19 protein-coding genes and 3 pseudogenes are annotated in these 23,480 nt (G+C 55.6%); 6 read left to right on the top strand and 16 right to left on the bottom strand.

All coding sequences use genetic code 11. From position 1 onward, the window contains the following. Positions 1-243: 243 nt before the first annotated feature. The 5 genes from ACTNBZ_RS10755 to ACTNBZ_RS10775 all read right to left on the bottom strand — a co-directional run bounded on the left by ACTNBZ_RS10755 (position 244) and on the right by ACTNBZ_RS10775 (position 8,576). On the bottom strand, positions 244-486 hold the full coding sequence (locus tag ACTNBZ_RS10755) for a helix-turn-helix domain-containing protein (RefSeq protein ID WP_116722154.1): 243 nt from the start codon (positions 484-486) through the stop codon (positions 244-246). After that, on the bottom strand, positions 479-904 hold the full coding sequence (locus tag ACTNBZ_RS10760) for an RNA polymerase sigma factor (protein ID WP_441209804.1): 426 nt from the start codon (positions 902-904) through the stop codon (positions 479-481). The genes ACTNBZ_RS10755 and ACTNBZ_RS10760 overlap by 8 nt, the downstream gene beginning before the upstream one ends. 750 nt (positions 905-1,654) lie before the next feature. Further along, positions 1,655-6,661 (bottom strand): S-layer homology domain-containing protein, encoded by a 5,007-nt coding sequence (locus ACTNBZ_RS10765; protein WP_441209805.1) that lies wholly within the window; start codon positions 6,659-6,661, stop codon positions 1,655-1,657. Between the two features lie 64 nt (positions 6,662-6,725). Further along, on the bottom strand, positions 6,726-8,357 hold the full coding sequence (locus ACTNBZ_RS10770) for an RCC1 domain-containing protein (protein WP_441209807.1): 1,632 nt from the start codon (positions 8,355-8,357) through the stop codon (positions 6,726-6,728). 33 nt (positions 8,358-8,390) lie between these two features. Then, entirely contained in the window at positions 8,391-8,576 is a 186-nt protein-coding gene (locus tag ACTNBZ_RS10775; protein WP_441209808.1) for a hypothetical protein, read from the bottom strand. A gap of 327 nt (positions 8,577-8,903) precedes the next feature. Between ACTNBZ_RS10775 and ACTNBZ_RS10780 the strand changes: the two genes are divergently transcribed. The 5 genes and pseudogenes from ACTNBZ_RS10780 to ACTNBZ_RS10800 all read left to right on the top strand — a co-directional run. Continuing rightward, the gene (locus ACTNBZ_RS10780; protein ID WP_441209810.1) at positions 8,904-10,460 is read left to right on the top strand and encodes a hypothetical protein; all 1,557 of its coding nucleotides are present in this window, start codon (positions 8,904-8,906) and stop codon (positions 10,458-10,460) included. Next, a complete protein-coding gene (locus ACTNBZ_RS10785; protein WP_441209812.1) occupies positions 10,457-11,485 on the top strand; it encodes a sensor histidine kinase in 1,029 nt (342 codons plus the stop codon). The genes ACTNBZ_RS10780 and ACTNBZ_RS10785 overlap by 4 nt, the downstream gene beginning before the upstream one ends. Further along, positions 11,482-12,105, top strand: a complete 624-nt coding sequence (locus ACTNBZ_RS10790) for a response regulator transcription factor (RefSeq protein WP_441209814.1) — start codon at positions 11,482-11,484, stop codon at positions 12,103-12,105. The genes ACTNBZ_RS10785 and ACTNBZ_RS10790 overlap by 4 nt, the downstream gene beginning before the upstream one ends. A gap of 484 nt (positions 12,106-12,589) precedes the next feature. Further along, a complete protein-coding gene (locus ACTNBZ_RS10795) occupies positions 12,590-12,919 on the top strand; it encodes a plasmid mobilization protein (RefSeq protein ID WP_441209816.1) in 330 nt (109 codons plus the stop codon). Continuing rightward, positions 12,880-13,251, top strand: a pseudogene (locus ACTNBZ_RS10800) (relaxase/mobilization nuclease domain-containing protein); the annotation flags it as partial. The gene ACTNBZ_RS10795 and the pseudogene ACTNBZ_RS10800, both read left to right, overlap by 40 nt. 48 nt (positions 13,252-13,299) lie before the next feature. Here ACTNBZ_RS10800 and ACTNBZ_RS10805 read toward each other — a convergent pair. From ACTNBZ_RS10805 to ACTNBZ_RS10825, 5 genes and pseudogenes are all read right to left on the bottom strand, one after another. After that, a pseudogene (locus ACTNBZ_RS10805) lies at positions 13,300-15,030 on the bottom strand (VirB4-like conjugal transfer ATPase, CD1110 family); the annotation flags it as partial. Further along, complete coding sequence (locus tag ACTNBZ_RS10810) at positions 14,978-15,532, bottom strand: MT-A70 family methyltransferase (RefSeq protein WP_441209818.1); 555 nt, start codon at positions 15,530-15,532, stop codon at positions 14,978-14,980. The pseudogene ACTNBZ_RS10805 and the gene ACTNBZ_RS10810, both read right to left, overlap by 53 nt. Positions 15,533-15,544: 12 nt before the next feature. Then, the gene (locus tag ACTNBZ_RS10815) at positions 15,545-16,408 is read right to left on the bottom strand and encodes a VirB6/TrbL-like conjugal transfer protein, CD1112 family (RefSeq protein WP_242975341.1); all 864 of its coding nucleotides are present in this window, start codon (positions 16,406-16,408) and stop codon (positions 15,545-15,547) included. 73 nt (positions 16,409-16,481) lie between these two features. After that, positions 16,482-16,577 (bottom strand): annotated as a pseudogene (locus ACTNBZ_RS10820) (Maff2 family mobile element protein); the annotation flags it as partial. An 87-nt stretch (positions 16,578-16,664) separates the two neighbouring features. Next, positions 16,665-18,281 carry a recombinase family protein gene (locus ACTNBZ_RS10825; RefSeq protein WP_002596236.1) on the bottom strand — a complete coding sequence of 539 codons (1,617 nt, stop codon included), beginning with the start codon at positions 18,279-18,281 and terminating at the stop codon, positions 16,665-16,667. Between the two features lie 225 nt (positions 18,282-18,506). On the opposite strand from ACTNBZ_RS10825, the gene ACTNBZ_RS10830 reads away from it, so the two are divergent. Next, positions 18,507-18,800 (top strand): hypothetical protein, encoded by a 294-nt coding sequence (locus ACTNBZ_RS10830; RefSeq protein ID WP_441209820.1) that lies wholly within the window; start codon positions 18,507-18,509, stop codon positions 18,798-18,800. On the opposite strand, the gene ACTNBZ_RS10835 is transcribed toward ACTNBZ_RS10830, so the two are convergent. Genes ACTNBZ_RS10835 through ACTNBZ_RS10860 form a run of 6 tightly spaced genes read right to left on the bottom strand, consistent with a single transcriptional unit; the run spans position 18,772 to position 23,058 of the window. Continuing rightward, positions 18,772-18,966 (bottom strand): transposon-encoded TnpW family protein, encoded by a 195-nt coding sequence (locus ACTNBZ_RS10835; protein ID WP_002596234.1) that lies wholly within the window; start codon positions 18,964-18,966, stop codon positions 18,772-18,774. The genes ACTNBZ_RS10830 and ACTNBZ_RS10835 overlap by 29 nt on opposite strands. Positions 18,967-18,980: 14 nt before the next feature. After that, positions 18,981-19,823 (bottom strand): ATP-binding protein, encoded by an 843-nt coding sequence (locus ACTNBZ_RS10840; protein ID WP_002596233.1) that lies wholly within the window; start codon positions 19,821-19,823, stop codon positions 18,981-18,983. Beyond that, positions 19,820-20,671 (bottom strand): replication initiator protein A, encoded by an 852-nt coding sequence (locus ACTNBZ_RS10845; RefSeq protein WP_002596232.1) that lies wholly within the window; start codon positions 20,669-20,671, stop codon positions 19,820-19,822. Before ACTNBZ_RS10845 ends, ACTNBZ_RS10840 begins: the two co-directional genes overlap by 4 nt. Before the next feature lie 15 nt (positions 20,672-20,686). Further along, positions 20,687-21,073, bottom strand: a complete 387-nt coding sequence (locus ACTNBZ_RS10850; protein WP_002596231.1) for a cysteine-rich VLP domain-containing protein — start codon at positions 21,071-21,073, stop codon at positions 20,687-20,689. Continuing rightward, positions 21,063-22,688: a relaxase/mobilization nuclease domain-containing protein gene (locus ACTNBZ_RS10855; RefSeq protein ID WP_002596230.1), complete on the bottom strand. Its 1,626-nt coding sequence runs from the start codon at positions 22,686-22,688 to the stop codon at positions 21,063-21,065. The genes ACTNBZ_RS10850 and ACTNBZ_RS10855 overlap by 11 nt, the downstream gene beginning before the upstream one ends. Continuing rightward, positions 22,660-23,058 carry a plasmid mobilization protein gene (locus ACTNBZ_RS10860; protein ID WP_002596229.1) on the bottom strand — a complete coding sequence of 133 codons (399 nt, stop codon included), beginning with the start codon at positions 23,056-23,058 and terminating at the stop codon, positions 22,660-22,662. The genes ACTNBZ_RS10855 and ACTNBZ_RS10860 overlap by 29 nt, the downstream gene beginning before the upstream one ends. Positions 23,059-23,480: the final 422 nt, after the last annotated feature.

The raw sequence follows: 23,480 nt of genomic DNA on the forward strand, positions 1-23,480 counted from the left end.
ACTGCAAGGGAGTATCGCCCCGCCTGTGCATCGTGGCCCGCGGGCTGCCTTGCCCGCTTTGCGGTCCGGTGGATATCGCTCGCCCCGTTGGAGGGTCATGGCGCACCGGCCGTATGGCTCCACACAGACGGGAATGTATCCGTCTGCTCTATGCTGCACCGGGATTTGCCGGGCTTTCTTTGTCAAGGAGCAAAGGGCTCAGCCGCGCGGAAAGGGGGGCGCACGGTTAAGGCCTGCCTGGGTTCAGTTCAGGTCGAAACTCAGGATGGCAACGATCAGCTTCGTCTCAATTCGACGGCGGATCTCCTCGTCCACAGCAAAGCAGGGGTTTCCGTTCTGATTGCAGCCCCTACGCATGGACAGTGCCGCTATGTAGCCGGAATAGTGGTCCAGCACACGGTTTACGGCTTCCGGGTCGCCCCGCACGGCGGCGGCGATCACCGGGTAAGGGATCAGGCTGCTTCGCGCGGTTCTGCGCTTACTCATTCGCGTCACCTCCCATCAGCCTTTTCAGCAGCTCATAGGCCTGCTGCCTGCGGTTGTTGACCGTTCTCCGGGACAGGCTCAGCCTCTCGCCGATCTCCCGGTCTGCCAGCTCCAGGAACCAGTACATCAGAAGGATATCCCGGAATCTCTGCGGCAGGGCGGTCAGCGCGGCGGCCAGCCGGTCATCCTTAATAAGGATCACGTCGCTGCCCACGGGGAAGGATGTGTATTCCCAGGGGTAGACGTCCCAGGTCGCAAGCGTCTCCATCGCCTCCTCCGGCAACTGGCTGAACGGGATCTCAAGATCCTGCCGGCGCCCGATTGCGCGGTAAGCGTTGTAGTCTTCGCACCGTATCACCTTTTTGCAAAAGCTGTCAAAGGCGTGCTGCTTGTGTTCGTCGTGACGGTCGAGGTCCATTTTTTCACCTCCCTTCGCGCCGGAAGGCAGGTCGTTGTTTCCCCTTTCACCCCCTACTCGTCTTGCAAACACCCCTTTTGGCCATTTTTGCGGAAATTTCTCAAAAATATTTTTCTCGCGGCTCATGCTGCGCTCCTTTCGTTCTGTTCGGGTGGATGTTCCTTCCAGAACGAAGGGCGGCGGGGAGCGGCAGCCCACGGCGAAAAAGTGCCGGGAACGACAAAAAGCGCCCACACAGGCATAAAAGCCTGCATGGGCGCTTTGGTGCGGTTCAGTATAAAAATTGTCGGCGGCTGTCGGAGGACATAGGTATCCTACGGTGTCCGGGTATCGTCCGGCTATGCTCCCGGCGCGGCTCGGTGCCGCAGCATTAGCGGCACCTCCTGTGCTCTCCTGTCATACGCATAGGTCCCTTTCATCTGAAAAATGTTGGGACAGCAAAAACAACGGCCGCCCCGTACAGAGCAGCCGCCGTTTTCCCTATACCATACGCTGCTTTTCAGTACCGCAAGGATGGGTGTCCTATTGTCGTCATGCAGATGATCGGACGAATGATTCTTGTGATTCTTTTCATAATGCTGTCTCCTTGCCGCGCTGGGGTAGCGGCGCAGCTCAAAATGTCATTGATTTGTTTCTCGTAGCGAAAAAGGAGCAGCGCAGCGTCAAGGCGAAAAGCCTATCCGCTACGCTGTCCATTGTTCGCTTATGTGGTCATGTCAGCGGTTTGCTGCTTGGCCGTATGTCAGCCGGTCACTTCTTGCAGCGCCAGAGGAAGGTCACGATCTGCGCTCTGGTGCAATCCGCGTCGGGGCTGAATGTGGTGTTGGTGGTTCCCTTGGTGATGTTCTCCTCGACCGCCCACAGTACCGCGTCGGTATAGTAGGCGGTGGACTTCACATCGGCAAAGGGATTGGCTGTACCCGCTGCCGGGGACTTCTCGGAACGCCACAGGAAGGTGACGATCTGGGCGCGGGTGCAGGTCATGTTGGGGCTGAACGTGGTGTCGCTGGTGCCCTTGGTGATGCCCTGACTGACCGCCCAACGGACAGCCTCCGAATAGTAGGCGTCAGCAGAAACGTCAGAGAAGTTCATGGCATAGTTCACCACGGGACTTCCGGCAGCACGCCACAGGAAGGTAACGGCCTGGGCGCGGGTGCAGATGCCATCCGGGGAGAAATGGGTATCATCGCTTCCCTTGGTAATGCCGTTTTCTACTGCCCAATCCACAGCGTCCTCATAATAGCTGCCAGTGGCTACATCCACAAACACGCCGGTCTGGGGGTTGCCGTTGGCTTTCATAAAGATGACCTCGATGGTATGGGTTCTACGGGCATTCTCAAATGTGTAGGACTTCGCCGCACCAATACTCTTGCCGTCGATCTTGACGTTGGAGATGGCATAGCCCTTGTCCGGCGTAAAGGTGAAGGTCTGATCCCGGCCCTCGCGGACGCTAACATTGCCAGAGGGAGAAATAGAGCCGCCAGGCCCGGCAGTTGCCTTGATGGTGTAGTAGCTGTAGCCGCTGATACCGCCGCCACCGCCACCAGAGGACTGAGTTTTCTTGGGAATCACAGTTCCGTCAGCGATTTTAGTTCCACAATCCAGGCAATAGGTATCACCGGTATAGCCCGTTTCTTCATAGGTAGCGTCCTTGGCATTGCGGTTCTCGGTGCCGCCTACGTGGTTGGTGGCATCGATGGGAGTGGTAACGTCGCTCAGCTCGGTAGTGCCAGCCGCATCGGCGAAATTCTTATTGCAGACAGAGCAGTGCCAATGGATCTTGATGCCAGCATCCTTGCAGGTAGCGGCAACGCCAGAAACCTCGGTCAGCTTGTGACCGGCATCAGGGTCCACCGCAATCGGTGTCTCGGTTCCATCGGGTGCGATGGACTTTACAGGCGTGTCGTTCGCTCCCAAAACAACCAGGGTACATGTCGTGGTTTCCTCTTCTTCTGTCTCAGTAAGCAGCATCTTTTTGCCGGACTCAAGCTTCACATTCTCGAACCCCTGCATCTCTCCGCGCTCGCTGGTTGTGATGCACCATTCCAAAAGGCCACACTCCATCGTCCCTGCATCGGTGCCGGTCAGGTAGATTTGATATTCACGGCCATCATCCGGCAGATAGATGAGCTTCTCATCCCCGTCCACAAGGGCCATCAGGGTGCTGTTTTCGTCCACAACATTGTCGGTAATGCTGCACAGTACATTCCCCTGGGCATCCTCCACACGGACATCCACGGGGCAGCGGACGTATGCCCACTTGCCGAAAGATTCCAGATAATCCGCCGCACTGCTGCGTTTTACTGAGTCTACATAGTTGGAGACCTTATGGTTGTCAAAGCTGATGAAATGGTCATCGAAGATTCCCCGATTGGTGCGCCCGAAGTCCCTCCAATCGCCTCGTAGCAGTGATTTGACCACACCAATGGGTATCGCATAGGGTGTCACAGCGGTACTACCCAATATGTCAAAGATATCTACTCCAATATCGAGAGGAACATAGGTCACCGGGTCGCCCGGGTCACAGATATTGAAAATATTGTCGGTATACCCCTTATACTCCTCGTGGTAGGTGTTGGGAGTCGCAAAGGTATAGACAAAGATATTGTCATGGGGACCATATTTTTCCGGCGAACGGTCCAGGATAGCCCCCACCAGGTTGGAGGCGGCTCCCCCAAGGCTGTGGCCGGTGACGAGGATCTTCAGCTTGCCGGCCTGTGCCGTTTCAAAGAGGTCATGCTGGGTCATATACTGGTCGATTCCACGCATCACCTTGATGGCAAACGCCATAAAGCCGGGGTGAGTTTCTACCCCCAAGGCCGGGTAGGTCACAAGGGTACCAAAGTCCGCTATCCAATCTTTAGTGGTGGTGGTACCGCGCAGAGTCACCAACATCAGGGTGTTGTCAGACTCCATCTCTTTGCTGGCAATCGAAAAACACATGTCACTGCTGTCATCAAAGGTAAAATCGTTGACTCCATTTGTATCCTTCAAATAGCTGTAGAGGGTGATATTCTCTTTTTCAAAGCCCATATTCCGATAGGCGTTGTAGATATATCTGCCGAAGGGGTTCTCTTTATCGATATCATAGGCGGCGGCGCTGAGAACCGCCGCAAGGAGCGCCAAATCCCGGTTTGCAACGGAAGAGGGGAGATTGAAAAGTTCATCGCCGAAATTGAGATCGACCGTAATATCCCGACCGTCATAGTAAGTGAGCGAGAGGGGCAAAAGCTCTCGTATCCCATCATAGAACCCCTCGGGCTGACCTCGGAGAATGGGATGCGCGCCGTCCTCAAGCAGCCATATAGTATCAAGATCCCATTGCCGCTCTGTGTAAATGGTGCGGAGTTTGGTAGAGGACTCGCGGAGAACGGCCTCTGCCTGTCCATCCCCCATTACAAAGTTGGTAGTGTCCATGCAGAAGAGGCTGAGCGAGACGTCCTTGCCCTCGCCCAAGAGGTAATACCCTATAGGCAGGAAGTTGGAATCCACCTTATTCTTATCAGACTCACTGACAGCGTCGGCCTTCACCTGCCCGCGCAGCAGGAGATTGCCGGTTGCCGTAAGGTTCCTTGCGCCGCACACTCCCCAGATACCGCCTGCATAGGCGGTGGCATAGATATAAGTAGTATTGCCGGCGGTGCTGCCGTTCGGCTTTTCCAACGCATCCGCGGTCACATCACCCTTGTTATAGGTATGGTTTACCGTAGCGCTGCTGCCCTCCAGCTTTCCAACGATGCCGCCTGCGTAGGCATACGGACTGTTATTGGCAGAAGACGCCGTGACATCGCCTAAATTATAGCAGTCGTTGATTTGCGTTACGGCATTGCTGTTATGGTTGCGGTCGCATCCCAGAATTCCACCGGCAAAGGCCTCGCTGCCGCGTTTATTGCTATGGTTGACATTCACTGAGATATCGCCGGTGTTAGCGGATTGATGAATAACAATATTGCTGCTAATACTATTCCCCCAGATGCCGCCGGCCATAAATGTATTGAATGCACTTGACGTTGTTGTAACGGCGTCATCCATCAGGCTGAGCTGAATCCGTCCGCTGTTGAAGCAGTAGGAGGTTTCATCCGTCTGGCAGAGTCCTCCGATACCGCCCACATCGGCGCCGGCCTGGCTGTCAACCAGGATCATGGCGCTGTTGCGGCAACCACTCATGAGCGATCCCATATAATATCCGGCAACGCCGCCTACATAGACGCGGCCCCGGGAGTGCACGCTGATCGTGCCGCTGTTGGCGCAGCCAGTAGTGGTTTTGACCGCGGCATATCCTGCGATACCGCCAATATATGAGCTGCCTGCATAGGTATTCGACCAGTTGGCAGTTGTGTCCACCTTGATATAGCCCCGGTTCTCACAGCCGGTCAGCTCGGCATCGCTGTCTGCTTTGCCGGTGATGCCGCCTACATAACCAGCGCTTGTCCCGGTGACTTCGATCCGCATCTCATTGACGCTGTCTGCAATCGACTGGGTAGTGCTCCCGGCAAGGCCGCCGGCGCACAGAGCGGGTTTCTGCTCGTAGCTCTGGCTGCCGGTGATGGTCATTTCACCACGGACAGTACAGTTCGAGATGCTCCCCTTACGCACAAGTCCGGCAATGCCGCCTACATTCAGCTTACAGCTTTCCACCGGGCTATCTGTGGTTCCAATCGTAATATTCAGATTATCAAGGGTCAGATTTTTAACCTCTCCCCCGTTCAGTTCTCCGAAAAGTCCGACATAATAGGTCGAATCCTTGGGGTTCGGCGCATCAGGGGTTTTGATCTTCAGATTGGAGATGGTATGCCCATTTCCATCGAAGCTTCCGGTGTAAGAGGAAATTGGTTCCCACTCGACACAGAGCTCCTGATCCGTGAAGTCGATGTCCTCTGCAAGCTGGGCGTTGTCACACAAGCCGGAGAGGCAGAGCGTGCGAAACTTCACAAGATCCTCTGCTGTGTGGATTACATAGGGGTTCACCTTCTCAATCGTCAGAGAACAACTGACTACGGTGACCGGCTCATAGGGGAAGGGTGCCTCGATGGTAGCCTCCAGCGTGACATATCCCCATGTATAACCGAGGATAGTCACTGCGCCGGTTTCGCTGTCCACCTCCACAAGCTCAGGATTCTTGCTTTTATAGCTTACCTTAATAGGTATGGTGGGGTCGTCGCAGACCACAGCGACCGTCAGGCTGTCCAGGGCAGACACGTGGTATACCTGCTGTTCAAATCTCGGATTCAGCTGCTGATATCCGGTATAATCATACCGCACATCGCCGCATAACTCACAGACCAACTTCTCGTAGATGTAATCATCATATTTTTCCGCAAGAGGCCCCGGGTCCTTGCTCGTGGCTTCATCTGCATTGGCTGCTTCATCGCTGGGATATTCGTAGCCGTTGCAGATGTAAACATAGCTTGTTTTATAGCTGTGGGGACAATCGGCAGGGTCTTGTTCATTTTCTGAATGGGTGAAGGAACTATTCCCATCGCCGTAGGTACCGAGACTTTCCTGCAGTGCGGCAGGTTCGTCCTCCTTTTGTGGATACAGCTTCTGAATCTTGTTCTCACTCGGCCTCGAAGGAATATCAACGCTCGCCGATTCACCGGCATCGGCGGAAGGTTCGCTTTCAACCGCCACTTCTTCTACCCGGTAGGGCGGCTCTTCCACATCCGAGACGTTCTCCTCTATGGCGAAAACCTCAACTGGAAGCATACCTATTGTCATACACAGTGACAACAGGATTGTCAAAAATCGTTTCTTCATAGTAATCTTCAAACCTCTCTTCCACTGAAATATTTCCTTTTACTTTCGCGAAACTTATTCCGTCTTATTGGCGGGCGGAGCTGCTCTCCGGTACATTCGCCGCCCGCCACAGGAACGTCACGATCTGGGTGCGGGTGCAGGTGGTATCAGGGCTGAAGGTGGTGGCGGTCGTACCACTGGTGACGCCGTTGGCCACGGCCCACATGACAGCATCGCCGTAGTAGGTCTCCAGGTCTACGTCAGAAAAGGGATTCCGGAACATCCAAGCATCCTGCATACCGCCGCCTTGGGCCTGCTCCCTGCGGTACAGGAAAGTAACGATCTGAGCCCGGGTGCAGACAGCGCCAGGGGTGAACGTTGTGGCGCTGGTGCCGGAGGTAATGCCCTGGCTTACCGCCCAGCGCACCGCTTCGGCGTAATACGCGTCCGCGGGCACATCAGTGAAGTTCATGGCGTAATTAACTGCCGGAGAACCGGCGGCCCGCCACAGGAAGGTGACAGCCTGGGCACGGGTGCAGGCTGTGTTGGGGCTGAAGGCCGTGGCGCTGGTGCCGCCGGTTATGGCGTTGTCAACGGCCCACTGTACGGGCTTCGCGTAGTAGTCCTCCAGAAAGACGTCCGAGAAGTCAGCTACGGTAAATGTCTTTGGCGGCTTTTTGGGGGTAAAGGGGTACTCCGGCTGACGGGGAAAAGACTGAATATAGCAGTCCCTGTCCACACCCGGCGCGGAGGCAGTATAGGATGCGTCCCCGTCCGGATAGCCCAGTTCGCCCCTGATGTTCCATCCCCAGGTCCAATAGCTGCCGTCTTTTTTCAAGGCGATCGATGCGTGATACTCGCAGCCGACATCCACCACGTCCTCCATGATTTTGGCCGGGGTCAAGACGTCTGTGCCTTCGCCGTATGTGATCTCCCCTGCCATGTTGATAAGGTACCACTTCCCATTTCCCAATGCGCCGAAGCGGTTTTCGCCGCAGGTCCACAGGCTGCCGTCATTCTTCAAAATGGCCATATGGCTGTCTCCGCAACTGGCTGTGCGGACGCCATCCATAATTTTTGTGGGCATATTTTTTTGAAAATAGACATTGACGTCTTTTTTTCCGTTGCCCAGCTGGCCATGGTTGTTCCGGCCGAAAGTCCACAGGCTGCCGTCTTTTTTGACAACGGCTGTGAAATTAAACCCGCAGCTGACGCAGGCCACGTTGTCCATCACCTTATGGGGCTGTGCCTCAAATTGAGAACTGGGGTATTCGCTGTTGGTATTCGGGCCGATGTAGCCCACCTCCCCGTCTTGGTTGTCCCCCCACATCCACAGGCTGCCGTCGTTTTTAATGGCGGCGGCATGGTTTTGGCCGCAGCTTACCGCGCACACGTTGGTCATGATTTTCTGCGGGCGCACAGGCTCCGTATTATAATTCCTGCTTCCGGTCCCCAGCTGCCCTTTGTAGTCCGGGCCCCATGTCCACAAAGAGCCGTCTTTGGTGATAGCCGCCGTAAATCCATAACTTGGGTCTATCGAACAGGAAACAGCCGCCACGTGATCCATCACTTTGACGGGTACGCGGGTGTTTGTCTTTGTCCCGTTCCCCAGCTGCCCGGACCTGTTATTCCCCCACATCCACAGGGAGCCGTCCGATTTGATGGCGCCGCACGTGCCTCCGCCGCCCCGGCTGTAGGAAACCACGTCCGTCAACACCTTCTCCGGGGATGCGGAAAATTCCGACCCGTCTTAGATGTTTAAATCCCATACCCACAGGTTATTCGCTTGGTCGATAGCGGCCGTGGTAGAGAGGGAATAACCGGCTCTGGGAAGCCGCGCCACATCGTAGGCCCGTGCGGGGGCCTGTATGATGCCAAACAGGACCGCCACAGACAGCGTCATAACTGTGGCCCTCTTGAAAGCTGCTTTTTTCATGTTTTGACCCGCCTTTCCGTATTACAAATATTCTCTCCGCACCTGCTGAGGACAAAGGTCAGTCCCGGCCTTTTTATTGTATCGCGGATCACGGGAAGACGCCCCACACAAAAGGATAGTATGGGAAAATTTTTTCTGTTTTTTTGCGTAATTGTCCTTTTGTGTGGGGCAGATGGCGGACCGTTGTGTTATAATTTTTATGAATGGTTAGTGAAAACTGTATTTTCGTAAGGAGGAGGCATTATGAGCGACCGTAAAAAGGCCATTATCAGGATTTCCGCGGAGGCCGCTCTGCTGCTCCTTGTCTCCGCCTACCGGCTGTTCAGTATGCGGTATTGGCCCTGGGATTTTCTGCGGCCCTATATTGTCTGGGTGGTGTACCTGCTGCTGCTCTTTGACTGGCAGCGCGTTATCCACACGAAAATTACCCAGAAACGTATGCGCGTCAACCTGACCGCGCAAAACGTTGTCAGTATCCTGTACCTGACGGTGCGGTTTGTTCAGGACGCGTTTCTTTATATCAATGTTTCATGGATGCGTTTTACCGGGTATTTTATTGTAACTGCAGTGGTTTTTATACCGCTTTTCGGTCTGTACGCCTCATTCTATCTGGGCAAGGGCGAGGATTACCGGATCAACAGGAGATGGCTCCTGCTGCTGATCCCGGCCTGCCTGCTGAGTGTGCTGGCGCTGACCGACGACCTGCGCCATTTTTTCTTTTACATTGTACCGGAGGAGGCCCAACCAAACCTGTATTTCCATCCGTACATCGGCATTGGCATCGTCTATATATGGGCACTCAGCATGATCGTATATCAGATATATGTGATTTACCGGCGCAGCGGCACGGCTGGCTCCGCTCCCTTTTACCGGAAGCTGGCTCCCTTCTACGAGCCGGTTTTTCTGCTTTTATTCAGCCTCCCCTATGCGGCCACGGCCTATGTGGTAAGGTTTGAGCTTGTGGAGTTTTCGGCGGGCCTGATTTTCATTCTGGTGCTGTGCTGGAATCTCTATATCCTGACCGGGCTTATCCCCATCAACACCCAGTACGGCGAGGTGTTCCAGCGGTCCACGGTAGCCATGCAGTTCCTCTCTCCAGACGGGGAGGCCATCGCGTTATCGGAAACCGCAGTGGAAATCACGCCCGCTATGTGGGAAGCATTGCGGTGGGAGCAGCAATACCCCATCACGGAGGACAGCATCCTGAACCTGCACCAGCTCCCCGGGGGGTACATGATTTGGCAGACGGACCTGTCGCAGCTCCACCAGACTCTGCGGGAACTGCAAAGCCTGTACGGGGAATTGGAAGAAAAGCGGAACCTGCTGGCACAGGAGATACGGGTCCGCTCCGACGAGGCCAGCGTCCAAGCCCGCAACGATATTTATGATAAGCTGTCCTCAGAGGTGTCCGTGCAACTGGCCCTGCTGACGTCGCTTTTGTCGAAGGAAACCCTTTCAGTGGACGACTGGAACCGCGTCTGCCTGATTGGCACCTACATAAAGCGATTCTGCAACTTACAGCTCACCTGCCAGGAAAGGCAGATGATTCCCAATGAAGATTTGGCTATCAGTTTACAGGACATGGCCAAGTGTCTGGAAAATCTCAACATACGGACAAGCTTGGACTTTTGTCCTCCGCAGGAGTTAGGACCCAGGCTCATCCTTCTCATTATGAAAACTTTGGAAGCAATTTTAGAAGAGGCGGATTTCCACCTGGTCTCATTGACAATCCGGGTGGACAACATAGCCTGCTTTGAGATTACCGGTACAGATAAGGAGTTTGTCCCCCCGTCCCCGGAGGATGGATACAGGCTCCTGGCAGAAAAAACGCAGGACGGCTACCGGCTGTTACTTTTGCCGGAAGGAGGGGCGGACCCATCATGAAAAAGAAAATACCGGCCAAGATGATCAAAAGAGGAATCGATTCCTATCCCGGTGGAATTTGTTTCTTTTCCCTGGACGGGCGGGTCATCCTGGTCAATGAAAAGATGAACCGATTGATGCTGGAGCTGACCGGACACACCCTTCTGAACGCCAGCGGCATATGGGACGAGCTGGCAAGTCTGTCCGATAAAAACAGTGTGAAAAAACTGGAGCAGTCCTGGCTGCCGAAGGAGCCGGGCAGCGGAGATGCACGCGTTCGTCAGATGTTCTTCCGGATCTCGGACGGCTCGGTCTGGCGGTTTGAGCGGCGTGTTCTTGACGCTGACACCATGCAACTGGAAGCAGCGGAAATTACGGAGTTCTACCGGCTCAGCGAAGAATTGTATGAGAACACCCTGCGGCTCCGGGAAATGCAGAAACGGCAGGAAGACCTGTTGGACAGCATTGTGGAAGTCAACCTGAGCAGAGAAATCCTCGCCGCAAAAATGCAGATTCACGACGAGTTGGGCCACTGCCTGTTGGCCACCACCAGAGCTGCCGCGGAGGGCAGCCTTGCGGAAAATACCGGCACGCTGCGGGAAAACTGGCGCAACACCATCCGGGATTTTTCCAACATCCCTACGGTGCGGACAGAGCCCGGCGTCTCCCTGCAATCCGAACTGATCCAGGTGGCGGAACTAATTGGCTGCAAGGTGACCTTTATTGGGGAACAACCCACCCAGCGCAAGGCATTGCAGCTGCTGTACGCCGCCATCCGGGAAGGACTCACCAACGCGGTACGCCACGCGGACGCTACCGAACTGACGGTAAAGATAAGTCCAAACGGGCAAAGGTACCATATAAAAATATCCGACAATGGCAGCTTACCCGTTTCAAAAATCATAGAGGGCAACGGCTTAGGTACGCTGCGGCAACAGCTGGAGCAGGAAGGAGCATCCCTGGAAGAACTCTGTGACGGCGGCGTTATCCTGCTTGTAGAGATTCCCATGGATTGTGACGGACCGCAGAAAGGAGGCCGGGTATGACCCAGGTTTTAGTAGTGGAGGACTCCCGAATTACCCGAGACGCCATTGAACGTCAGATTGCCAGGTCGGGGGAATATACCCTGTATGTCTCCATAGAAAATGCGGCCAACGCAGAAATCGCCTGCCTCCGAGGGTGCGTGGATTTGATTTTGATGGACGTGTGCACCGCTGAGGAAGAATCCGGGCTAAAAGCCGCGGCAAAAATCAAGCAGTACAATCCCAAAATCAAAATTATCATTATGACCTCCATGCCCGAGCACTCCTTTATCCAGAAAGCGAAAGCCTGTGGCTGTGACGGCTTTTGGTATAAGGAATTTGGCAGTGATTCCCTGATAGAGGTCTGCGACCGGGTAATGGCGGGCGAGCAGGTCTACCCCCAGGACACACCCATAATTCGCATCGGGTGCAGCGACAGCCACGAATTTACCAGTCGGGAATTTGACATTATCCGGGAACTGGCGCAGGGCAGGAAATACGAAGAGATCGCGGCGGACTTGGATATTAAGCCGAACACCGTCAAGTACCACATCAAAAATATTTTGCAGAAAACGGGCTGCCTGAACACCCTGCAGCTTGTGGCCGAGGTAGTGGAAAAGCGGCTGGTCCTGCCGAAATATTAGGGCGCTGCCTGAGATTTTCCGGGAGATTCCTGCGTGTGGGAGTCGCTTCCCCAAGAGACCGCAGCCCTTCCCGGAACGGTCCCAGCGTGCGGATGTCAAAATATATAGGGCAATACCGCGTAATTGGATAAGAGCGATTTGTAAGCAAATTTTGTGTGCTGATTAGGCGCGGTTTTGCAGCAATACTTGCCGTATTGCAAGAAATCCGGGCGACATCAGGGCGCAGAATTTCCACAAAGCGCCGCAGCTTTAATTGTGCGGTGTTGCCATAGATTATTTTTGAAAGAACCCTCCGAAACTGGCCAAAACGCCTTGTTCAGCTTGTAGTATGGGTAGAGGGGGAAATACGGGGATGCGAAGTAGTCAGCAAGCACAGCAAGCGAGTACCCGCTTGCGGATTTTGCGCTGTTCAGGTCCCTTGCCCGAACAGTCAAAATTGCTTGCTGGGATATCCCAGACCCTTAATGAGAAACGGAGGCTGCCCATGGCGAACCGAAAGCGGAACATTCAGATAAAGTTCTATGTGACGGAGGAGGAAAAACGGCTCATAGATGAAAAGATGGCGCAGCTCCCCACACGGCGGTACGGGGCGTATCTGCGGAAGATGGCGATAGACGGGTATATCATCCAGCTTGACACCACGGATATCAAGCGGATGAACGCCGCCCTGTCCGCCATCGGCCGGAACATCAACCAGATCGCCAAGCGGATCAACGCGGGAGGCGGCGCGTACAAAGCGGATATGCGGGAGATACAGGAGAGGCTGGATGAGATATGGCAGTTACAAAGACGCATCCTATCAAGTCAACGCTGAAAGCGGCCATTGACTATATCTGCAACCCGGAAAAGACGGACGGGAAGCTGCTGGTCTCCGCCTATGGCTGCGCCGCCGAGACTGCGGATATCGAATTTGCCTGGACCCGCCGCCACGCCATCGACAAGGGAACGAACCTGGGCCGTCACCTGATCCAAGCCTTTCAGCCTGGGGAGGTCACGCCGGAGCAGGCCCATGAGATCGGCATGGAGCTGGCGCGGGAGATCCTGGGTGGCAGGTACGAGTTTGTCCTGACCACCCACATAGACCGGGATCATGTTCATAACCACCTGATCTTCAACGCCGTCAGCTTTGCGGATCATACCGAATACAAGACCGTTGGGACAACGGGACTGCTTGCGGTCCAGCAGGATCATGTTGCCGGACAGGGCGTTGAGCCCGTAATACATGGCGTCCCCGCCCATGAAAAGCTCCTGGGTCACAAAGGGCACGAACACCGCCAGTGCCGAAGTGGTGAGGCTGCGTTCGATCCTGATACGGTTAAGGCCCAGCGGCAGCGAGGACATCAGCCCGTCCTCCTGCTGGAAGTCCAGCCGGGTCAGGATGCAGTTATGGGTCTGGGCAACGCTGGCCGACTGGGAAACGGCGATCTCCAGCTTTTGCTTCGTGGGCGCCAGATGCAGCATGAGGAAGGTCATATTGAACATTCGCTCGTTGCGGCTCTGTAAATCCTGCAAGAGATTTTTCGCCGCGCCGCCGTAGGTGGAGAGGTCAGAGGGGAGGATATCCAGATCGTAGCCGCTGCGTGCGGCCTTCTTCTGCTCCTGGATCTTCATGGCGTCCAGATCGGTGATCTTACGCTTGACCATCTTGATTGCCTCGTTCTGGTTGATGCCGCGGACATGCATGGTGACGAGAAGGTTTCCCTCCACATCCATGAAATCCGTGAGGATACGGTCCTGGATCTCCGGGGCCAATATCTGCAAGAAGGACACCGCGCCGTACATTTCGCCCATGCGGAAGCGCCGCGTCTCCCCAAACTCGAAGGAGGACGGCGCGATAAAGTCCTTGACGGAAAGGCCGCTTGCCGGGAGCCAGTCCCATTCAAAGGCAAAGGGCTCCCCTCTGGGATGGAGGAGACCGTGCAGCAGTGCCAGACGCTCCTTGCCGTCCAGCACCTTTGCCGCCGCGCCCATGACCTTGAAGCGGTTCAGGGTGTCCGCCTCGATGCGGGAAAACCTTGCCCGCGCCGCCTGGATGCTCTCCGCCTCGATGGTCAGCGTGACATACTTGCTTTTCACATAGCCGTTGCTGCCGCGCTCATACTGTGTTTGCAGGATGCCGGAGGCCTCGGCGCGGATCCCGTCCAGATCGTCCCCCTGGGCCGCCATGCGGAACAGGTCCCCGCCGCCGGCCTTGTGGCTGCTGCTCAGGGTCATTTGCACGCCGATGGATGGGTCATAGCCGTTATAGAAATCGCAGAGGCGTTCAAAGATATCCCGCTGATCGTCCGGCCCCGCCAGACGGTAGCTGACGTCGGCGTAGGCGATGGTTTTGGAAAAATGCCGGTCGTCCAGACGGCACAGACCGTCCGGGTGCATATTGCGGAAGGGGAGGCTTGCCTGTACGGTGTGATTCTTGCCGTCCCCCTTGGCCTGCCGGATGACGGCCTCGATCTGCTTTCGCTCCTGCCGTGTGAGCCTGCGCCGGCCCTTGCCTCTTTTCCCCGCGCCGGAGGCGATCCGCCCCACCGTCCGCTCCAGCTCCGCCTGCTTTTCCAAAGCGGAATAGGCGTTGTTTGTCTGATAGACACGCTTTTTCGGACGGATGAATTTGCACTGGATCAGATTGCCCAGCAGCGCCTCCGGGGTCTGCCCGTTCTTCTCATACAGGGCGAACAGGAAAAAGGGCAGCATCACAAGGATCATGCACAGCGCCGCCGGCGTCGTACCCATGCTGCCCTTGCTCAAAAAGAAAAGCGGCACTCCAACAAGCGCTGCCGATCCGAAACACACAAGCTGCCGCTTCGTCAGGCCGAACAGCATCTTGCTCTTGATTTTTGTCAGGTCCTTCGGGACCGTTACGTATGCCAATGGTTCACATCCTTTCCGCAAGCCGGATATCGCTTGCAACTTCATTTCCCCACACATCCCAGCCGGGCGGTGAGGCTCTCGCGAACAGCTCAATACGGGGCACGTCCCCCATGAGGGCTTCGATCCGCCGCCGCGCCTCCTCCGGCTTCTGGCTGTGCCGCTCCACGTGGGAGAGGATGACCTGCTTCACATCCCGCGCCGCCCGCTTCGGGCGTCCGCGGGTCGCCAGCAGGCAGATCTCCGCGTTGGCCCGCGTCCAGTAGCCCATGCCGGTGAACAGGCCGTCCGACTTCCGGCACTGCTTGATCCAGACGAAGGCTACGGTCTTAAAGGTGAAACCCCAGGCGTCCATGACGCCCCAGGCCTCCCGCAGCATGGGGAAGGTGATCCAGAGAAACAGGGCGCAGTCCTTGTCCGCCAGCTCCCCCACTGGCAGGGCCTTGATGGACGCTATGTCCATGGTGGGGTAATGGCTCTCGGCGCTGCGTCCCGCGCCCTTCTTGCTCCAGACCTTATAGGCCCAGGGCGGATCCGCGTAGATGACCTTGTATTTTTTCATGGCCGCCTCCCGTCAATGCGCCCCGAACAGGCTCTTTGCAAGGCTGCCGGTGCGAAACAGCGTGTAGCACAGCAGCACCGTATAGCCCAGGCACTCCCAGATCGCCACGGTGATATCATCCCCCACGGCGATATTCTGCACCAGGACCGCGTAGATGCCCACGCAGACCATAATGAGAAACGCCTGAAAGCCCAGGGCCAGCAGGGACTTCAAATAGTTCTGCCCCGTCTGGCCCCACTCCCGGTTGGCCATCGTGGCAAAGGGGATCGGCCCCACGGATACGGTCAAATACACCTCGATCATTCTTCCGTAGATCACAAGGAAGATGGCGATGGTGAGGATATGGGAGCAGAGGCCCACAAAAATGCTCTGAAACCACAGGCCCAGCAAAGAACCGATGCTCCAGTCCGCCAGGGTCGTTTCCAAATTGCCGACCACACCGGAAATGTCGATCCCCGCGTCGGAGATGATGACGCCGGCGCTCTGATTGACCACGCTCTGCGCCATATCGAATACCGCCATAACGATGTTCCAGGTGTTGGTGACGATGAGCACCGCGCAGAAGGTCTTGAAGATCCACTTCCAGAAAAGCCAGGTGTCAAAATCGTGGAGATTATTCTTTTCCACGATGAGTTGGATCAGCTCATAGCACATGACGAAGGTGAGGATGATACCGGCGATGGGGACAATGACCGTTTCAGAGAGGCCGCGGATCATGTTGAAGATGCCGCCGTTCCAGCCGGCCGGCGTCATGCCCACCTCGCCGGCGATCTCGCCCACCTTCGTATTCACGGTGTCAAAGGTCCCGGAGAGGTTGGAGATGATGCCGTCGATCAGCAGCTCCTTGAACCACTCCTGGATCATTTCAATTATCACGGGTGGTCACACCTCCTTTCGGGGGCTCCCGCCGTGAAACGGGAGCCTCCGGGTGGGATGGTCCTGCCGCCGCTCAGCCAAGCAGGCCGGACAGCAGGGGGATCAGGGTCACGCCGATCAGGGCGACGCCGCCGCCCGCGACAAGCTGCTTGACGCCCTGCGATTTTGCTTATGTGTGATAAAGAAGCAATAGAAGTGCAAAAAATTTTGCCGTTCCTATCCGACACTTGGCCATTGTGTCGGATAGGTCGGGCGGTTATTCGGGCAAGTCAATCTTGCCGACAAAGCTGTAATAAATCTCAATGTCCTGCCTGCGGGTGCCGTTCTCATCATAGCTGCACTCATGCACCACAATTTTCTCGATCATTTCCCGCAAGAGAGTGGGGGTCAGTTCTTCAAAGGCAAGGTGCTTGCGGACAATGCCCATAAATTTCTCGGCGTTGACGGTAGCTGCCTGTGACTTGTCCAGTTCGGCTTGCAGGGCGGCGGCTCTCTTTTTCAGCTCCGCTTGCTCGGCTTCGTAGTCAGCCGACAGTTCCATGAAACGCTCATCGCTGATTTTGCCGTTTACATTGTCCTCATACAGCCGCTTGATAATGCGGCTGATTTCAGAAATGCGTTCCTGCGCCTGTTCAAGCTGCTTGATGGCTGCGGCGGTCTTTCGCTTGCCGCCGATCTCGTTCTGCTGGACAAGTAGTTTCACAAACCGGCTCTCATGCTTGGCTGCGTATTCGGTCACTTGCCGGAGATTTGCCAGGACACCAGCGGTCAACAGATCGGTGCGGATAAAGTGCGCCGTACAGTTGCGGGTGCGCTTCTTGTAGCTGCCGCAGATGTAGCAGTCCTGTTTGCGGTCTTTGTTCTGATACCGCTGCTGATACAGCACATGGCCGCAGTCGGCGCAGAACAAAATCCCGGAGAACAGCCCCACTTCATCGTAGCGGTTCGGGCGTTTGCGCTGTTTGCGTAACTCCTGCACCCGTTCCCATGTTTCCTTGTCGATGATCGGCTCATGGTGGTTCTCGAAAATGGCCTGCTTCTCGACGGGGTTCTCTATGCTGTGCTTGACCTTATAAGAAGGCTTTTCCGTTTTGAAGTTCACCAGACATCCGGTGTACTCTCGGTTTTCGAGGATATGAACGACGGTGTTGGTCGCCCATTTGCACTCATAGCCTGGGTGATAACGGCGGGTGCTGCCTGTCCGCTGATATTCCAGCGTCCCCGGCGTGGGGATTTGCTGCTCCGTCAGCATACGGGCAATCTTGGTCGGGCCGTTCCCGGCAAGGCAAAGCTGGTAAATCTGCTGCACCACCGGGGCGGCTTCCTCGTCTATAATAAAATTCTCGTCCTCGTCCATCACATAGCCGTAAACCGGCTTGCTGGTAACAGGCTTGCCGCTCATGCCTTTTGACTTTTTCACTGCCTTGATTTTCTTGCTCGTATCTCTCACCAGCCATTCATTGAACAGATTTCGCAGCGGGGTAAAATCGTTGTCCATGCCCTCGCTGGCACTGTCCACATTATCGTTGACAGCGATAAAACGCACACCCTTTTGAGGGAACAGCATTTCCGTGTAAAACCCTACCTGCAAGTAGTTTCGCCCTAACCGGCTCATGTCCTTGACGATGACCGTACCCACTTTCCCGGCTTCAATGTCCGCAAGCATGGCTTGAAATCCGGGCCGCTGGAAGTTCGCGCCGGAAAAACCGTCGTCGGTGTACCAGCGCAGATTGGTAAAGCCGTTCTGTTTTGCGTAGGTTTCGAGTATCCTTTTTTGGTTCGATATGGAATTACTCTCGCCTTGCAATTCATCCTCGTGGGACAATCTCGGATAAAGGGCGGTAATGAGGTTTTGGGTGGCTTGTCTTAACATAAAATCCTCCGTTTCCGACAGCCAGCCCCACTATTCCGTGGTTTCATTGTACCACGGAACGGCGGGGGCTGTACAGCGGCAAAAGCGTTAAATTTGCTTCTTTACAGCTTTTCAATTTTCCGATTTTTATGGTATGGGTTGTCGTCCCATATTTGCAGTAGAAAAGTTCATAACTCCGTGGTATACTCTGATTTAACAAAAAAATCAGAAGTTAAAGGAGAAAACATGAAGTATACAATAGATGAATTAACCGCGGCCAAAAGGCAAATTGATTCAACTCTGCACAAGCTAAGAGAAACAGTAAAAACATTTGAATCAAAGGATAATTCCGAGCGTTATAAATCACAAATCACATTGGCAAAGAGAAGAATAAAAGCCTTTGAAATTGCAAATTATTTTATAGAGAATGAGATTAAGAATTGCGAAAGCACTTCCGATTTTCGTTCCAGCGGTCATGCTCCCTGGCATGGCCGCTTTTCCATGCCCCGGTTCACGCCGGATAAGTCGGCTCCTGTGTAGCAGCGGCTTCCGCTTCCAGTACCCGCGCCATTTTGTCGGCGGCTGTGGTTGTGGTGTCTTTCTTGAAATAGCCGGACACGACAAGGACGGAATTGCCCATGCGGATTTCCGTCACACAGTCAGGGCGGCGGGTGGTGCGGGTGTCGTGCTGCTTGTTATCTGCCATAGGCAATACTCCTTTCAGTCGGTAATCAGTTTCTTCATGCTCTCCATTTTCCGCTTGGCGGTTTCCTGCCGGAAGTTGTCGCCGGTAAAGCGTACCGGGACGCACATGGAAAGCAGGCGGTCATAAATCCGGGAATGGGCGGTGTCCTCCGGGTTGTGCAGGTCGTCCAGCGTAAGGTTGGTCGTGACGATCAGCGGCTTGCCGCTGCGGTAACGGCTGTCAATCACATTGAACACCTGTTCCAGCCCGTATTCCGTCCCGCGTTCCATGCCGAAGTCGTCAAGGATCAGCAGCGGATAACGACAAAGGCGGGAAATGTACTCGTTGCGCCCCTCAAAGCTGGCGGCAAGGTCATTGAGGATAAGAGCAAAGTTCGTCATGCGGACGGGGATTTCTTTCTCCATGAGGGCGTTTGCGATACAGCCTGCAAGGTAGCTTTTGCCGGTGCCTACGCCGCCCCAGAACAGGCAGCCGATATTGTCTGTCCGCATATCTTCCCAATGCTCCACATACCGGCGGGCAAGCCCGGTCTGCGGGTTCCTGCCGTTGTCGTTCTCGAAAGTCCAGTCCCGCATGGTGGGGTCGGTAAAGCCCCGGCGTTTCAGTTCTTCCACGGTGTCAAGGTGTCTGCGCCGCTTTTCGGCGGCTTCCCGTTCCTCGCGGGCGGTTCTCTGGCAGTCGCACTCTGCCGGGTGGCGGTCGCGCCCGAAGATAGCGGCCTTATCCGGCGCAAAATAGGCTTCTTTCGGCTTGCGGCACTTGCCGCAGTACAGTAAACCGTCCTCGCCGGTGTAGTCCTCCGGCTCCGGGATGGTGGTCGTCATATTCTCCAAAACCGCGTTGATTTCATTCTTCATAAACTCTCGCCCTCCTTGCATGAGTAGTCTGGTATGCCCTTTTTAGGGGCTTCCTTTTTGTCGTTCCCCGCCCATATCCGCAGGGCGGCGGCATAGTTCTGGTAGCTTTTCCCGTTGGCGGCAAGGTAGCGGCTCATTTCCTCGATGAACCGTTCCAGCCTGTCAGGGTACTCTGCCTGCAACTCGTCGTATTCGGTCTGTGACAGAAAAATATTTCCATATCGGCCATAGGGCGCGGACGGCCCCCCACTCACTCCCTTTGTTTGGCTCTCTGTAAGGTTGTTTATAGTAGTTTGGTTAGGGGACGGTTTTCCGACCATCATAAGGTCGGTTTTCTGACCATCAGTAGGACGGTTTTCCGGCTCTATGAGGGGCGGACTTCCGGCCATCAGTTGGTCTGAAAACTGTACCTGTGGCACTGGCGGTACTTTGACATAAAGCCGGTTCGGTGCGGAGAAGCCGCCCCGTTCCCGTTCCAACAGCCCCGCCGTGTCCAGTTCATTAAGCGCCCCCTTGATGGTGGTGCTGCCTTTATCCAGTATTTCTGCTATCTCCGCGATGGGATAGATAATATAAATCCTGCCCTCGTCGTCCAGCCACTTGTTTTTCTGGGAGAGGGTGGAACGGTCTAACAGCAGCGAATACAGCAGCTTGGCGGTCTGTGAAATCTCCATTTTCAGCAGGAAACGGGGATACGGCAGATAGGCGGGCAGCCGCGTGTCTGCCCTGATATAATCAGCGATAGGATCACCTCCCTGTGTTCGGGTTGATTTTGGCGTATTGTCACGCATTAAAACGCCGTTTCCGGGGGAAAAGGATAAATGTATCGCGTACCCTTTGACACCCACGAAAAAAGCCTTGATTTATGCGGGTTTGAAAGGCTCTAAAGCGTGACATCTCTGCCTTTGTTTCCGCTTTCTCTCGGCGGCTTTGATTTTCTTCATGCGCCCGGCGCAGTCGGGGCAGTATTTTCCCCGGTTGGATTTGGGGACAAAGGCCGCCCCGCAGACGGCACACCGTTTCCGGCTTCCCCGGCACAAGAGGGCTGCGGCCAGCTCCCCGTCAAGGGGCAGGACAGCCACACGGAACCAGTGGCACATGAGGGAAAAGGAAATGCTCTGGACGCACACGCAAGGCTCCCCGTCGTCCAATAGCAGGCAGTTCCCCTCATCGTAGTTACAGCACTCATGTACCAGCCGCCGCGCCCGCCGGTGCTGGCGGTAGTCCATGTGGGGCAGGTTATCGCTCATGGCTCTGCTCCTTTCTGCGGTGCGGCTCGTCCCGGCGCAAAATCTGGTCGATGTTCCGCTTGACGGTCTGCAACTCCTTGAACCGCTGTTTCTGTTCGTGATAGGTGTTATACAGGCCGTCTTTCTCGGAGATAAGCTGCTCGATCTCGGCCTGCAACGCTTTCCGGGCGGGCAGCTTGGTAATGCCATGCGCCTTGAAATACCGGGCTGCTGCGTCGGCTATGATAAAATCGCTCTCATGGGCCTGCCGGTATGCGGCGCGGGCTTTCTCGGATTTCTGTGCCCGCAGCCCGTCGCGGGCGGCCTTGGTCTGGGCGTAGGCCAACACCTGCCGCTGCAACTTCTTTTTCCCTTGCAGCTTCGTTTCCAGTGCTTTCAGTTCGCCGCTGGTCTGGCGCATTTTCTGATAGGCGGTGTCAACGGCGGCTTCTAACTGCTCCGGGGAAGTAAAGCCGTATTGCTGGTAGACGGACAGCGTTTTGGCGGCCTGCTTCAGATTGTGTATCTTCGCCCAGCGTTCATAGCCCCGGCCTTTGCCCTCGGCCATTTTCTGCTCAATGTCCACAAGCCGCTGCACTCCGTCCTGTTTCGGGGCGGCTATCTCGGCTCTGGCAACCTGCAAGCGGTCTTTTATGGTGCGTGGGGGATCGGGGGATCTGGCTGGCGCTTCGGCTGCTCTGGCGGCGTTTTGCTCTAAAACGGCAAAGACAGCGGCGCGGTCAAAATCGTCGCCCAGCTTCCGGGCGGTAATTGGCTTTGTCCTGTCCGGCGTGAGGTAGGAAAGCCGCCCCCGGCTCTCCTTGACGGTCACACCCTCCTGCAGCAACAGAGAGGAAAACTCGTCAAAGCTGGCGGCGGTGGCAAGGGCTTTCCGTAGGGTCTGCCGCAGCTTCTCCTTGTTCGTTTCAAACTTGGTCTGCCGGGGCGTGATACTATCGGCAATCATGGGGGCGTTCTGCTTGTCCAGCGCGGCCTGTCCCTTTTTCTGCGCCCAATACTCCCGGTCGGTGACGCGGTTCTTGCTGCCGTTCAAGAGGTCGATTTGATAAAGCCCCTCCCGGTGGCACATCTCCATGACTTCGGATTTGAAGTAGCGCAGGGCAGCGTCGGTACATCGGTGCTTGCAGCCGACTTTCGTATCGGCCGGCCTGTCCATGTAGGGCAGGAACGGCACTTCCTCAATCCGCAGGCTGTTTATGACGATATGCACATGAATGTTGCCGCTGTGGTTATGCCCGTCCGGGTGGGTGCAGACAAGGGCCTGGTGGCCGGGAAAATGCTCTTTACAGAATTGTTCCCCCAACGCCTGCGCCCGGTCTACGGTCAGGCCGTTGTCCGGCCCGTCCCGCGGGTCAAAGCTGATGATGTAGTGGTGGCTTTTCACATCTTCCCGCCGCTGGTTTTTCTGATAGCGGAGATTGGCCCGCATACACGCAACGGCAAAATCCTCCCCGTCGCAGTTCAGCGTGGACAGCCGGTAGTCCTCGCGGGGGATAAGCCTGCCGGTTTCATCAAGGACGGGCTTCATGGTAAACTCGTCATGCTCAAAGAGAAGATATTGCTCGGCGGCTCCGTAGTCGGCGTTTTTAGAGTTGATATGCTTGAGTGTTGCCAACCGCGTCACCTACTTTCTTGAGGACTTCATACTTGAGGACGGCAAGGTCGGATATGGCGGCGCGTACCTCGCCGGAAAGGGTGTTGTAGGGTACGCCGTATTCGTTCAGATACCGGGCAATCTGATTGAGGTTGCCGCCGATCCTGCCGTACTCGGCTGTCAGCTTCCCGACAGCGGAAAGCAACTCGTCATTGACCGACGACACATGGACAACCGGGCGTATGGTCGCCCGCCGTATCGCCTGCCGGAGAAATTCGGACTGGCTGATACCATAGGGCGCAAGCCGCGCTGTGAAGTCGGCATACTCATCTTCGGACAGCCGGGTTTTCACAACGCGGCTGCGGTGGGGCGTGTTGTATTTCTTTCGCATGGTGTGACCTCCTTTCTCGCCCGTAAGGGCGCATGAGCAGGGTTTGGGGAAGGCACTCCCCAACAAGTTTCCCGCGAGGGGCAAAACTGCAGAATTGCGGATTTTGGCACCGTGGTAGAAACTTGCTCTCCGTGACTGCAAACTTTCTCTCACTTCCGTCCGCCACTTTTTTGGAAAACTGCAACCACAAAAGTTTGTTTCTCTTTTTCTGCTACTACTAATCCTGTAAAGGGCATTCCTGCCCGCTTTCGCTAAAATGACACCGGACGCAGTGGTTTCTACCCGGTGTTGGAGAAATCCTTTCTCTTTGCCTGTAAATTTCGTAGCCACAAGTCCATCTGCACGGGGAAAGAAGTCCACCTTCACGGGAAATGAGGCCCACTCTCGCGGGCATGAGGTCCACCGAGAGCAGAGGGGCTTTT

Source organism: Pseudoflavonifractor sp. HCP28S3_F10, from assembly GCF_052065415.1.
GTDB lineage: Bacteria > Bacillota > Clostridia > Oscillospirales > Oscillospiraceae > Pseudoflavonifractor_A.

Excerpts from the sequence above, each read along its gene's own strand:
- ACTNBZ_RS10775 (WP_441209808.1), bottom strand. The coding sequence starts at position 8,576 with ATGAAAAAAGCAGCTTTCAAGAGGGCCACAGTTATGACGCTGTCTGTG.
- ACTNBZ_RS10850 (WP_002596231.1), bottom strand. The coding sequence starts at position 21,073 with ATGAGCGATAACCTGCCCCACATGGACTACCGCCAGCACCGGCGGGCG.
- ACTNBZ_RS10825 (WP_002596236.1), bottom strand. The coding sequence starts at position 18,281 with ATGTTAAGACAAGCCACCCAAAACCTCATTACCGCCCTTTATCCGAGA.
- ACTNBZ_RS10760 (WP_441209804.1), bottom strand. The coding sequence starts at position 904 with ATGGACCTCGACCGTCACGACGAACACAAGCAGCACGCCTTTGACAGC.
- ACTNBZ_RS10755 (WP_116722154.1), bottom strand. The coding sequence starts at position 486 with ATGAGTAAGCGCAGAACCGCGCGAAGCAGCCTGATCCCTTACCCGGTG.
- ACTNBZ_RS10765 (WP_441209805.1), bottom strand. The coding sequence starts at position 6,661 with ATGAAGAAACGATTTTTGACAATCCTGTTGTCACTGTGTATGACAATA.
- ACTNBZ_RS10830 (WP_441209820.1), top strand. The coding sequence starts at position 18,507 with ATGAAGTATACAATAGATGAATTAACCGCGGCCAAAAGGCAAATTGAT.
- ACTNBZ_RS10835 (WP_002596234.1), bottom strand. The coding sequence starts at position 18,966 with ATGGCAGATAACAAGCAGCACGACACCCGCACCACCCGCCGCCCTGAC.
- ACTNBZ_RS10860 (WP_002596229.1), bottom strand. The coding sequence starts at position 23,058 with ATGCGAAAGAAATACAACACGCCCCACCGCAGCCGCGTTGTGAAAACC.
- ACTNBZ_RS10785 (WP_441209812.1), top strand. The coding sequence starts at position 10,457 with ATGAAAAAGAAAATACCGGCCAAGATGATCAAAAGAGGAATCGATTCC.
- ACTNBZ_RS10790 (WP_441209814.1), top strand. The coding sequence starts at position 11,482 with ATGACCCAGGTTTTAGTAGTGGAGGACTCCCGAATTACCCGAGACGCC.
- ACTNBZ_RS10780 (WP_441209810.1), top strand. The coding sequence starts at position 8,904 with ATGCGGTATTGGCCCTGGGATTTTCTGCGGCCCTATATTGTCTGGGTG.
- ACTNBZ_RS10840 (WP_002596233.1), bottom strand. The coding sequence starts at position 19,823 with ATGAAGAATGAAATCAACGCGGTTTTGGAGAATATGACGACCACCATC.
- ACTNBZ_RS10795 (WP_441209816.1), top strand. The coding sequence starts at position 12,590 with ATGGCGAACCGAAAGCGGAACATTCAGATAAAGTTCTATGTGACGGAG.
- ACTNBZ_RS10810 (WP_441209818.1), bottom strand. The coding sequence starts at position 15,532 with ATGAAAAAATACAAGGTCATCTACGCGGATCCGCCCTGGGCCTATAAG.